Annotated in this window: 12 protein-coding genes; 7 read left to right on the top strand and 5 right to left on the bottom strand. The window is 40.9% G+C overall.

Annotated features, from left to right (window positions below; all coding sequences use genetic code 11):
* The first annotated feature begins 205 nt into the window (after nucleotides 1-205).
* Nucleotides 206-1,420: an RsmB/NOP family class I SAM-dependent RNA methyltransferase gene (locus FCN25_RS00315; RefSeq protein WP_137220912.1), complete on the top strand. Its 1,215-nt coding sequence runs from the start codon at nucleotides 206-208 to the stop codon at nucleotides 1,418-1,420.
* Nucleotides 1,421-1,581: 161 nt separating this feature from the next.
* On the opposite strand, the gene ald is transcribed toward FCN25_RS00315, so the two are convergent.
* Nucleotides 1,582-2,697, bottom strand: coding sequence for an alanine dehydrogenase (gene ald / locus FCN25_RS00310; RefSeq protein ID WP_137220910.1), 1,116 nt, complete (start codon nucleotides 2,695-2,697; stop codon nucleotides 1,582-1,584).
* A 178-nt stretch (nucleotides 2,698-2,875) separates the two neighbouring features.
* Here ald and lrp point away from each other — a divergent pair, with 178 nt between their 5' ends.
* From lrp to serS, 6 genes are all read left to right on the top strand, one after another.
* The gene (lrp, locus tag FCN25_RS00305; protein WP_137220908.1) at nucleotides 2,876-3,373 is read left to right on the top strand and encodes a leucine-responsive transcriptional regulator Lrp; all 498 of its coding nucleotides are present in this window, start codon (nucleotides 2,876-2,878) and stop codon (nucleotides 3,371-3,373) included.
* Between the two features lie 271 nt (nucleotides 3,374-3,644).
* Nucleotides 3,645-6,254, top strand: a complete 2,610-nt coding sequence (locus FCN25_RS00300) for a DNA translocase FtsK (RefSeq protein WP_137220906.1) — start codon at nucleotides 3,645-3,647, stop codon at nucleotides 6,252-6,254.
* A gap of 8 nt (nucleotides 6,255-6,262) precedes the next feature.
* Nucleotides 6,263-6,907: an outer membrane lipoprotein chaperone LolA gene (gene lolA / locus FCN25_RS00295; RefSeq protein ID WP_137227282.1), complete on the top strand. Its 645-nt coding sequence runs from the start codon at nucleotides 6,263-6,265 to the stop codon at nucleotides 6,905-6,907.
* 8 nt (nucleotides 6,908-6,915) lie between these two features.
* On the top strand, nucleotides 6,916-8,247 hold the full coding sequence (locus tag FCN25_RS00290) for a replication-associated recombination protein A (RefSeq protein ID WP_137220904.1): 1,332 nt from the start codon (nucleotides 6,916-6,918) through the stop codon (nucleotides 8,245-8,247).
* The gene (crcB, locus tag FCN25_RS00285; protein WP_137220902.1) at nucleotides 8,240-8,614 is read left to right on the top strand and encodes a fluoride efflux transporter CrcB; all 375 of its coding nucleotides are present in this window, start codon (nucleotides 8,240-8,242) and stop codon (nucleotides 8,612-8,614) included. Before FCN25_RS00290 ends, crcB begins: the two co-directional genes overlap by 8 nt.
* Before the next feature lie 18 nt (nucleotides 8,615-8,632).
* Nucleotides 8,633-9,919, top strand: coding sequence for a serine--tRNA ligase (serS, locus tag FCN25_RS00280; RefSeq protein WP_137220900.1), 1,287 nt, complete (start codon nucleotides 8,633-8,635; stop codon nucleotides 9,917-9,919).
* Nucleotides 9,920-10,372: 453 nt separating this feature from the next.
* On the opposite strand, the gene FCN25_RS00275 is transcribed toward serS, so the two are convergent.
* Genes FCN25_RS00275 through tusD form a run of 4 tightly spaced genes read right to left on the bottom strand, consistent with a single transcriptional unit; the run spans nucleotide 10,373 to nucleotide 11,775 of the window.
* Nucleotides 10,373-10,711: a TusE/DsrC/DsvC family sulfur relay protein gene (locus FCN25_RS00275; protein ID WP_137220898.1), complete on the bottom strand. Its 339-nt coding sequence runs from the start codon at nucleotides 10,709-10,711 to the stop codon at nucleotides 10,373-10,375.
* Nucleotides 10,705-11,013, bottom strand: a complete 309-nt coding sequence (gene tusB, locus FCN25_RS00270; RefSeq protein WP_137220896.1) for a sulfurtransferase complex subunit TusB — start codon at nucleotides 11,011-11,013, stop codon at nucleotides 10,705-10,707. The genes FCN25_RS00275 and tusB overlap by 7 nt, the downstream gene beginning before the upstream one ends.
* Entirely contained in the window at nucleotides 11,010-11,366 is a 357-nt protein-coding gene (gene tusC, locus FCN25_RS00265) for a sulfurtransferase complex subunit TusC (protein WP_137220894.1), read from the bottom strand. The genes tusB and tusC overlap by 4 nt, the downstream gene beginning before the upstream one ends.
* Nucleotides 11,367-11,385: 19 nt before the next feature.
* Complete coding sequence (gene tusD / locus FCN25_RS00260; protein WP_137220893.1) at nucleotides 11,386-11,775, bottom strand: sulfurtransferase complex subunit TusD; 390 nt, start codon at nucleotides 11,773-11,775, stop codon at nucleotides 11,386-11,388.
* Nucleotides 11,776-11,819 lie beyond the last annotated feature (44 nt).

Below are 11,819 nucleotides of genomic sequence, written 5' to 3'. Positions count from 1 at the left end.
CTAACAACGACGATTTAATAATCAGTACATCACTGACTTTTTGATGTCTCAATACCTTGGTCACATAAAACTGTATATAGACCAATTTTTATCTATTTTAAGCAGTAGCTGTGGGGACTAAAGGCCGATATTGCCTTGCTATCAGCAGCGTTAATCCCTATGATCAGCACGTTTTTAAATTGACCGTAATATTATGAGAGAGCCCATGTTGACTTATCCGCTGTCAGGCAGTTCATCAGAGTTAGTATTAAATGTACTCACTATGGTGTTAACCCGAGGAAAACCATTAGATAGAGCCTATTCAGAGCATTTTTCTGGTTTAACCCTTAATCCATCAGAACAAGCTCGGATCACCCAAGTCACTGGCGATATTTTACGTCGTTTAAATTTATACTGTTTTCTGGTTGATATTAAACCAGAAGAGTTTGATCGTTTAGGATCAAAACTACTCAATGGCTGGCATATTTTTCACGGCTTAGATTTACCCAAAATGCAGTATTCGTTGCAAGTTGAACAAGCCGTATTTGATGCTAACCTTGAAATCGCAAAGGCAGATCCAGTGTTGTGGGATGGCTGTCCACAATGGTTGGATGAACTTGGGCAAGCTCAACTTGGTGATAAGTGGCCTGCTGAACGCGCAGCACTTGCTGAGCAACCTAAGCGTTATCTACGCGTGAATGAGCTTAAATGTGATCGAGAAAAGCTGATTGCTCGTCTGCAAAAAGAAGGCGTAACCTCTGTACCGTTAAGTGATGTAGCCTCTGCGGTTGAGGTGACATCAGACTCAGCATTGTTCCGTACAGATGCATTTAAAGATGGCTGGTTTGAACAACAAGATGCTGGTTCGCAGTTAGTTGCTAATGCAGTGGATGCTAAACCGGGTATGCGTGTTGTTGATGCTTGTGCTGGCGCGGGTGGTAAAACATTACATATTGCAGCACAAATGCAAGGTAAGGGCCGTTTATTAGCCATGGATATAGAGCAATGGAAACTCGATAACCTTAAAACCCGTGCTAAACGTGCTGGTGCACATAACGTTGAAACACGTATTATTGCCAGTTCAAAAACCATTAAACGCCTTAAGTTTTCTGCTGATCGAGTGTTGTTAGACGTGCCTTGTTCAGGGCTTGGGGTATTAAAACGAAACCCAGATTCAAAATGGCGTGATACCCCAGAGCGTTTGCCAATATTGGTTGAACTGCAAAAGCATATTTTGCAAAGCTACAGTCGCATGGTCAAAGTAGGAGGCATATTAATTTATGCAACTTGCTCCATTATGCCAGAAGAGAATCGTAATCAAATCGATGCATTTCTAGCAGAAAATCCGCAGTTTACCCTTATCGAAGATGAAAATATCTTGGTGTCAGAGCGTGGATTTGATGGTTTCTATTTGGCCAAAATGGAACGTCTATCTGAATAAACGTTATATAGACTTTGGTTTTTATGCTTTGTAATAAGATGATTTTCTAATTATTGTTAATATTATCTCTTAGCATGTAATGTTTACTCAAATAAAAATGCCGCATTAAATATGCGGCATTTTTGTCAATCTAGATAAGCATTTATTATCTCGACCTGAAATTAGTTAAGCATGCTTTTAGGTTCAGTGAACTCAAGATTTAATGCTTCAGCTACTTCTTTACAAACTATCTTACCGTGGATAACGTTTAAGCCATTTAATAAATGTTTGTCATTTAATAATGCCTGTTTGTAACCTAAGTTAGCTAACTTAATAATATAAGGTAGAGTGGCATTGTTTAATGCGAATGTAGACGTTCGCGCAACAGCACCTGGCATGTTAGCTACGCAGTAATGTACTACGTCATCAACAATAAACGTTGGGTCTTGGTGAGTAGTAGCGTGTGATGTTTCAACACAACCACCTTGGTCAATAGCAACGTCAACAATCGCACTACCTGGTTTCATACGCTTAATCATGTCTTTAGTCACCAATTTTGGCGCAGCAGCACCTGGGACTAATACACCACCAATAACAAGATCGGCTTCTAGCACATGGCGTTCAATCGCATCAGCTGTTGAGTAAATCGCTTTAACTGCAGAACCAAATTGAACATTTAAACGGCGTAAAGCATCAATGCTTCGGTCTAATACCACTACGTCGGCACCCATACCAACAGCCATTTGTGCTGCGTTAGTACCAACCATACCGCCGCCGATAATCACAACTTTTGCTGGCTCAACACCAGGAACACCACCAAGTAACATACCACGGCCACCCAATGATTTTTCAAGTGCGCGGGCACCCGCTTGAATCGACATGCGGCCTGCTACTTCTGACATTGGAGCGAGTAGTGGTAATCCACCACGGTCATCAGTGACTGTTTCATAAGCAATACACACAGCACCGCTACTGATTAAATCTTTTGTTTGTGGTAAATCTGGTGCAAGATGCAAATAAGTAAACAGAATTTGGTCTTGACGTAACATTGAACGTTCAATTGCAAGTGGCTCTTTAACTTTAACTATCATCTCCGACTTTACAAACACTTCAGCAGCTGTTGCTAAAATCGAGGCGCCTGCGTCAATATAGTCTTGATCTGTAAATCCAATACCTAAACCCGCTTCTGATTGAATAAATACATCGTGACCTTTATTGGTCAATTCGCGAACGCTTGAAGGAACCATACCTACACGGTATTCATGGTTTTTGATTTCTGTTGGAACACCAATAATCATTTTTTGAGCCTCGATTGAAATAAAACCCACTCAGGTGGGTTTAGTTGTTATAAATTGTGACCTGATCGTGTTACCTTCAGGTAACTCTAGTATAGTGTTGCTTTAGTAGATTATGCTGCTATAGTTTCTCAAATAATAGAGTTAAATATTGTTTTATGGATAAAACAAGGTTAAATATATGGCAAATAATAAAAGCTTTTCAGTGAAAGATTTAGACCGCATTGATCGTAACATTTTGAATGAGCTGCAAACGGATGGTCGTATTTCAAATGTTGAACTATCAAAACGAGTAGGATTAAGCCCTACACCCTGTTTAGAAAGAGTGAAAAGACTAGAAAAACAGAAGTTTATTACAGGCTATACCGCAACGGTTAACCCACATTTTCTAGGTGCATCGTTATTAGTGTTTGTAGAGATTACCCTTAATCGTGATACTCCTGATATATTTGACCGATTCAACCGCGCGGTTCAATTGCTTGATGATATTCAAGAATGTCATTTAGTCTCTGGTGATTTTGATTATTTATTAAAAACAAGAGTGTCAGATATGTCGGCATATCGGCGTTTATTAGGTGAAACCCTACTTAAACTTCCTTCAATATCAGATACTCGTACTTATGTTGTAATGGAAGAGGTTAAACAAACCAATAAAGTTGCGTTGTACAATTTAGGTTAATGACTTCGGCTGCAATACCAGCCAAACCAGCAAACCCTGAATGGTGAATTATCTTCCGTTGTTGGAAGTCATATTCACCATTTTTGTTTTGTATTGCTTGTGCTGAAAAACTAACCAAGTATAGATTCATTTGTAATGCTTTTGAGTTTTAGGATTAATTCGACATAACAATCGATTGAGCTTCATATAATCAAGGTGCATAATCACTGCAAATACAGTGATATTCTGTTATATTACTCCTTATTTTTCACTCTTTTATGGATGTTTTCGTTTGACTCAGGAAAATAGTCTAAGAACACTCAGTGGCCTACAACGGTTACTTGAAGGTGGTTTAATTCTTTGTTGCATGGTTGCAACCTACATTCTATTGGCGCTGTCCAGTTTTAACCCGAATGATCCGGGCTGGAGTCAGTCGCATTTTCAAGGTGAAATCCACAATTGGACCGGTGCCGTTGGCGCATGGACAGCCGATGTGCTGTTTTATTTTTTTGGTTTTATGGCCTTTTTAATTCCCATTATTATTGCCACTACAGGCTGGTTTATTTTTAATCGTGCACATCGCTTATTCGAAATAGACTTTTTTTCTGTTGGGTTAAGAATCATTGGCTTTATTCTCATGTTGTTGGCTTTGGCTGCGCTGTTCAGTATGAATGCCGATAATATGTTTGTTTTTTCTGCTGGTGGTGTTGCTGGTGATGTGATCAGTCAGGCCATGTTGCCGTACTTTAACAAGCTCGGTACCACATTATTATTAATGTGTTTTATTGGTGCCGGCTTTACCTTAGCTACCGGTATTAGTTGGTTAACCATTATAGAGTTAACGGGGTTAGGGGCTATTTGGTGTGCCAAAAAATTATGGTCGCTACCGCAATTGTTTAAACATGAACGTGAAACTGAAGACACTAAAGGTTTTATGTCATTAGTGGATAAGTTTACCCAGCGTCGTGATGAAATCGATCAACATGATCAACCGTCAATAGACGTTGAACCCGCTGTGGACATTCCTGCAATTGCTGAAAAGAAACGCCGCTTTTTTAGTCGTAAAGCAAAACCGACAGAAGATATCATAGTGTCAGACATTGATGACCAAGAGCTTGATGTCGATGATATTGATGAGCGCCAAGAGCCGTCGATGCAACTTGATAACGATGAAGCACCATTTGCACCTTGGATAGCCAGTAAAGATGATGTCAATATTGATGACCAGGACATCAATGACGGCGCTATCAATAACCCAGATTTAACTGACGATTCATTTGATGAAGCCTTTGCTAAACCTCATTCAACTGGCGCTTTAGTCGCACAAAAACAGCCTAAAAAAGAAGTCAAGATTGTTGATGGCGTTGTGGTGATTGATGGGCAAAGCCCACAAGTACGTCAAAAGATGGATCCACTCCCCAGCATTACCTTACTCGATGTTCCTGATCGTAAGAAAAACCCTATTAGTGAAGCAGAGTTAGATCAGGTTGCTCGGTTAGTTGAACTTAAATTGGCGGATTTTAACATTATCGCCAATGTAGTAGGGGTTTACCCTGGGCCTGTTATTACTCGTTTTGAACTTGAATTAGCCCCAGGGGTTAAAGCGTCTAAAATCACTAATTTATCCAAAGATTTGGCTCGTTCATTATTGTCCGAAAACGTGCGCGTTGTTGAAGTCATTCCAGGTAAAGCCTACGTAGGCCTAGAGTTACCTAATAAATTTCGTGAAACAGTCTTTATGCGTGATGTACTGGATTCAGCAGCCTTTAAAGAAAGTAAATCAAGCTTGTCAATGGTGTTAGGCCAAGACATTGCTGGCGATCCAGTCGTGGTTGATTTAGGCAAAATGCCGCATCTATTGGTTGCAGGAACCACAGGTTCTGGTAAGTCGGTGGGTGTGAACGCGATGATCACCAGTTTACTGTATAAATCGGGCCCTGATGATGTTCGTTTTATTATGATTGACCCTAAAATGCTTGAATTGTCTGTGTATGAAGGTATTCCACATTTATTGTGTGAAGTTGTTACCGACATGAAAGAAGCGGCCAATGCACTGCGCTGGTGTGTAGGCGAAATGGAACGCAGATATAAACTAATGTCGGCATTAGGGGTGCGTAACCTTAAAGGTTACAACATAAAAATTAAAGAAGCGGCAGCAAAAGGCGAGTACATTCCCGATCCATTATGGAAGTCGTCAGAAAGCATGTTAGACGATGCGCCGCCGTTAGAAAAACTGCCTTCTATTGTGGTTGTTGTCGACGAATTTGCAGACATGATCATGATCGTAGGTAAAAAAGTAGAAGAACTGATAGCCCGTATCGCGCAAAAAGCTCGAGCGGCAGGTATTCACTTAATATTAGCAACACAACGTCCGTCAGTTGATGTGATCACTGGTTTGATTAAAGCCAATATTCCGACTCGTATAGCTTTCCAAGTATCGTCACGTATTGATTCTCGTACTATCCTTGATCAACAGGGCGCAGAAACGCTGTTAGGAATGGGTGATATGTTGTATTTGCCACCGGGTACGGGTTTGCCAAATCGTGTTCACGGGGCATTTATTGATGATCACGAAGTTCATAAAGTGGTTGCAGACTGGTGCGCTCGTGGTAAGCCGCAATATGTTGAAGAAATTCTTAATGGCGCTACCGATGGTGAACAGGTGTTGTTACCTGGTGAAACCTCAGACAGCGAAGAAGAGTTGGACGCTTTATATGATGATGCCGTGGCATTTGTGACCGAAACTCGCCGTGGTTCAATTTCTAGCGTGCAACGTAAATTTAAAATTGGTTACAATCGCGCCGCCCGTATTATTGAAATGATGGAAAGCCAAGGTATTGTGACAGCCCAAGGCCACAATGGTAATCGTGAAGTGTTGGCTCCGCCACCACCGAGGAATTAATGGTAATGATGAACAAACGTTTTGCGGTATTAAGTCTATTTTTGACCACAAGTTTAAGTTGTTTTGCCGCTACGGCTGATGACGCAACCGAATTACGCGCCAAGTTATCAAAGATTGATAGCTTACATGCGACATTTGCCCAGCAAGTGACAGACATAAACAATAAGCCCATTCAAACCGGAAGCGGTGTATTTGCGCTTGCGTATCCTAATCAATTTTACTGGCATTTAACTCAGCCAGATGAGTCATTGATTGTGGCTGACGGTGCTAATTTGTGGATTTTTAATCCCTTTGCCGAAGAAGTCACTGTGATGGATGTGGCCCAAGCGGTCGATGCATCACCAATGGCTTTATTGGTTCATCGAGATGAAGCGACATGGGCTAAATACTCAGTTATCAAGCAAGACGTTAAAGGCACATTACATTGTTTTGATATCCAACCTAAAAAGCTCAATAGCAATGTGGTTGCGGTAAGTGTGTGTTTCGACGCGGATCAATTAGTTAAATTTAACTTAACTGATGAACAAGGAAACTTGAGCCAATTTACATTAACTCAGCAGCGCTTAGTAAAAGATAACGAAGCCGATATCTTTAAGTTTGCCGTGCCTGATAACGTTGATATAGACGATCAACGTTTAAAGCAAACGAACTAGGTTGTTTGATGGCTAATTTAGGTTTTGATTTTGCCCCAGACTTTCGCCCCTTGGCTGCTCGCATGCGCCCAAGAGACATTAGTGAATATATCGGTCAGGCACATTTGTTGGGTGACGGTCAGCCACTGCGTAAAACTCTGGAAGCTAACCGCGCACATTCAATGTTGCTATGGGGGCCGCCAGGGACAGGAAAAACAACTTTAGCAGAATTAATTGCTCATTATGCCAACGCCCATGTTGAACGTATATCCGCGGTCACATCGGGTGTAAAAGACATTCGTGCAGCAATAGAACAAGCAAAAGCTATCGCCCAAAGTCGTGGTCAACGTACCTTATTATTTGTTGACGAAGTTCACCGCTTTAATAAAAGCCAGCAAGATGCTTTTCTACCCTTTATTGAAGATGGTACAGTTATTTTTATTGGTGCAACCACCGAAAACCCCTCATTTGAAATCAATAACGCTTTATTATCTCGGGCGCGTGTTTACCTTATTAATCGCTTAACCTCAGACGAAATTAGTTTAATTGTCACTCAAGCATTAACCGATGTTGAACGCGGTTTAGGCAAACGCCAGTTAACACTGCCTGATGATGTGACTAAGCAGCTTGCTGATATTAGCGATGGTGATGCACGTAAAGCGCTTAACTTGCTAGAACTCATGAGTGATTTAGTCAGCGATGGCGGCGAATTTACCACCGAAATGCTCACTCAAGTCGCTGGACATCAAGCTGCGGGTTACGATAAAAATGGTGATCAATTTTACGATTTAATTTCAGCCGTGCATAAGTCAGTACGGGGCTCAGCACCCGATGCCGCTTTGTATTGGTATTGCCGAATTTTAGAAGGTGGTGGCGATGCTTTGTATGTTGCACGTCGATTACTGGCTATTGCCTCAGAAGACATTGGTAATGCCGATCCCGTTGCCATGACGGTTGCATTAAACGCTTGGGATTGTTATCACCGCATAGGCCCTGCCGAAGGTGAACGTGCTATTGCACAAGCTGTTTTATACATGGCCAGTGCGCCCAAGAGTAATGCCGTTTATAGCGCATTTAACCAAGCTCGAGAGCTGGCCAAACAAACGGGACACGAACCGGTTCCTAATCATCTGCGTAATGCGCCAACCAAATTGATGAAAGAAATCGGTTTTGGTAAAGAATATCGATATGCACATAATGAGCCGGCTGCTTATGCCGCAGGTGAAAATTACTTCCCTGAGTCATTACAACATAGCCAATTTTATCAGCCCACTAATAGAGGTTTTGAGAAACGCATTCAAGACAAAATGGCACAATTGAGCCTGCTTGATCAGCAAAGTGAGGACAAACGCTATGATTAATGTGTTGCTCGTTGCATTAGGAGGCTCAATTGGTGCAGTTTTACGCTATCTTTTGTCAATTTTTATGATCCAGCTATTTGGAAGCAGTTTTCCTTTTGGTACACTGTTAGTCAATCTATTGGGATCGTTTTTAATGGGCGCCGTTTATACATTAGGGCAGCTGAGTCATGTTAGCCCTGAAATAAAATCGCTTGTCGGCATAGGCCTATTAGGCGCGTTAACCACGTTTTCGACTTTCTCAAATGAAACCTTATTGCTATTGCAAGAAGGCTTATGGTTTAAAGCTATTTTAAATGTGTTGTTGAATGTCACCTTATGTCTCTTTATGGTGTATTTAGGTCAACAACTTATACTTTCTCGCGTTTAACTTAAAAGAATTAACAACATGCTAGATCCAAAATTTTTGCGTAATGAACTTGAAATCACCGCTGAGCGTTTAGCCACTCGTGGCTTTATTCTTGATGTAGATAATTTGACCAAGCTTGAAGAAAAGCGTAAATCGCTTCAGGTTGCTACAGAAGACTTGCAAGCGTCGCGTAATGCGATATCGAAGTCGATTGGTCAAGCTAAAGCACGCGGCGAAGATACTAGTTCGATTATGGCGCAAGTGGGTGATTTAGGTGCACAGCTAGATGCTAAAAAAGCTGAGCTGGCAGAGTTGTTACAACAAATTCAAAGCTTAGCGATGAGCATGCCAAATTTGCCAGATGAATCAGTACCCATTGGTGCAGATGAAAATGACAATGTTGAAGTACGTCGTTGGGGCACACCTAAGGAATTCGATTTTGAAGTCAAAGATCATCTCGATCTTGGTGAAGCGTTAGGCGGATTAGATTTTAAAAGCGCGGTAAAAATTACCGGTTCACGCTTTATTATTATGCGAGGTCAAATTGCCCGTTTAAATCGTGCCATTGGTCAGTTTATGTTAGACCTTCACACCACTGAACATGGCTATACTGAATGCTATGTGCCGTTATTGGTCAATGAAGAAAGCTTGTTAGGCACAGGGCAATTACCTAAGTTTGGTGAAGACTTATTTCACACTAAACCTGCTACAGAAGAAGGCCAAGGTCTTTCACTTATTCCAACCGCTGAAGTGCCGTTAACTAACTATGTGCGCGACATGATAGTGGATGAAAGCGAACTGCCAATGAAAATGACAGCCTTAACGTCATGTTTCAGAAGTGAAGCGGGCTCTTATGGTCGTGATACCCGTGGTTTGATCCGTCAGCATCAATTTGACAAAGTAGAGCTAGTACAAATTGCTCATCCAGATAATTCAATGCAAGCCCTAGACGACATTACTGCCAATGCAGAAAGAGTATTGCAGTTGTTAGATTTACCATACCGCACTATGGTGTTATGTACTGGTGATATGGGCTTTGGCTCAAGCAAAACCTTTGATATTGAAGTGTGGTTACCGGCGCAAAATACTTACCGTGAAATTTCATCTTGTTCAAACATGAAAGATTTCCAAGCGCGTAGAATGCAAGCTAGATATCGCAGTAAAGTCGATAACAAGCCTGCTTTATTGCACACCTTAAATGGTTCAGGTTTAGCGGTCGGCCGTACATTAGTGGCTGTACTTGAAAATTATCAAAATCAGGATGGCACCATTACAGTACCAAACGTTTTACGTCCATACATGGGCGGGTTAAGTGTGATTGGCTAATAGTATTATTTGCAAATTGCATTTTTGCTAGTCGTATTCCATATTGGTTGCGGCTAGCTTTTTAACACTTTGTGGTAAAAGTCAGATGTGTTGATGGTATTTTGTTAATGTTGTAAGGCGTAAATAGCTGTTGCAACTAAACATGCTAGAGCGCATCATGCATATTAATTCTACATTGTATTGAAAATGGTGTGACACTCTAAGTCGATCACTTATTTATAAGGATTGGTACAACCAGTCATGGCTTCAAGTCGGCGTGATAATCGTAGGCTTCTCTATTCATTAGTTATCTTTTTCTTTCTCTCATTGGTAATTATTGAATTAGCTCAAGCAGCATTTATAGTACTAGAAAATATTTTTCCCAAATAACCCCAAATGGGTTATTAAATTTGATAAGTCATAAAAAATCCCGCTTAAGGTACCTTAAGCGGGATTTTTTGTAAGTTTTCTGCGTTATAAGCATTTTGCTGGTTTAGGTAAACCGGCAATTTTGGTCGCTTGCTTAGCAGGTCCAATTGGAAACAAGGTATACAAATATTTAGAATTACCTTTATCTGCCCCTAAACGTTGACCAATAGCTTTAACCAATACTCGAATGGCTGGGCTAGTTTTGTACTCAAGATAAAAATCACGCACAAAACGGATAACTTCCCAGTGTTGTTCGGTTAACTCAATATTCTCCGTTGCTGCAATAACAACGGCCATTGACTCTTGCCAGTCTGATACATTCTTTAAATAACCTTGATGATCAGTTTCAATTTTCTGGCCATTAAATTCAAAAAAGTTTACCAAGTGATCACCTTATCGTGTAACAAAGATTGCTCAACAAATTGTGAATAATCAATCATATCAAAACTGCTGCTTGTTTTATTTGCAAAGATAATCATCAAGCGATCAACTAAGCCTCTTGCTACAACATCATCTTGTAACACAAACAGCTTTACGTCTGTTAAAGCTTGTTGCCACTGGGTTTGTAATAAACAATTCACCGCATCGCTAGACAATAAAACACTGTCTGTAGGGTGAATATACCGCAGGCATGTAGTTAAGGCATCGTCGGTCATTGCAGACGTTTGGATATGATGTAATATCAAAATACTAACACCTCATCAGCCGCTTGCAGGGTTTGGGTTACCACCTCTGGTGTGACCACTGTAGCGGGAATACTAAGATCATCGGGTTGTAGCCCTAATGTGGTCATAGATACTGCACACACTAAAACGGTATCAATATCATAAAGAGATAACGCTTTAAACGCCGACACATAATCTTTAGACCCAGCCTGTTCGGGCGTTTGCCCTACCAGTAAATGTAATACAGCTTCATTGGTAAATACCAGACTCACTTGTTGCTCGAAGCTTGCGCTAAGCATGGCAAAATCTAACCCTTCACGTGTACTTGTGGCGCCAAAAGGGGCATGCCTAAAAATAATCACCAGTGATTTCATCGTCTATTCCACTCATACTTTAAAAGCTAATCAATCTATCTGCTTGTTCAATACCAACCACTAATTCACCTAAACCGCCCATGGTAAACGTTTCGCTGCTATTCCACTGTGGTTTACCATTCTCAGCCGCATCTTGTGCAGACAATACACCACGCCGCAGAGCAGCTGACACACAATTAGTCAGCGGTATTGAATGTTTTGATGACAATGATTGCCAATTGGAATGCATATCAATTTCGTCAGATGCAGGACAGGTGAGGGCATTACTGTTGGTTACGCCATCTTGATAGAAAAAGACGTTGATAATTTGATGGCCATTAGCTAATGCGCTTTGGCAAAATGATAACGCGTGAAAACTGGCTGTAGAGCCATAAACACTGCCGTTTACTTGAATGATGAATTTGCTCATTATAAAAAAAATGACCCTAATGTAGGGTCATTTTAACGTAATTT

Origin of the sequence: Shewanella sp. MEBiC00475 (assembly GCF_005234075.1) — a bacterium.
In the GTDB taxonomy this organism is placed as follows: Bacteria; Pseudomonadota; Gammaproteobacteria; order Enterobacterales; family Shewanellaceae; genus Shewanella; species Shewanella polaris.
Note: the sequence above shows the minus strand (reverse complement) of the source record. Positions and strands in the feature narration are given on the sequence as shown.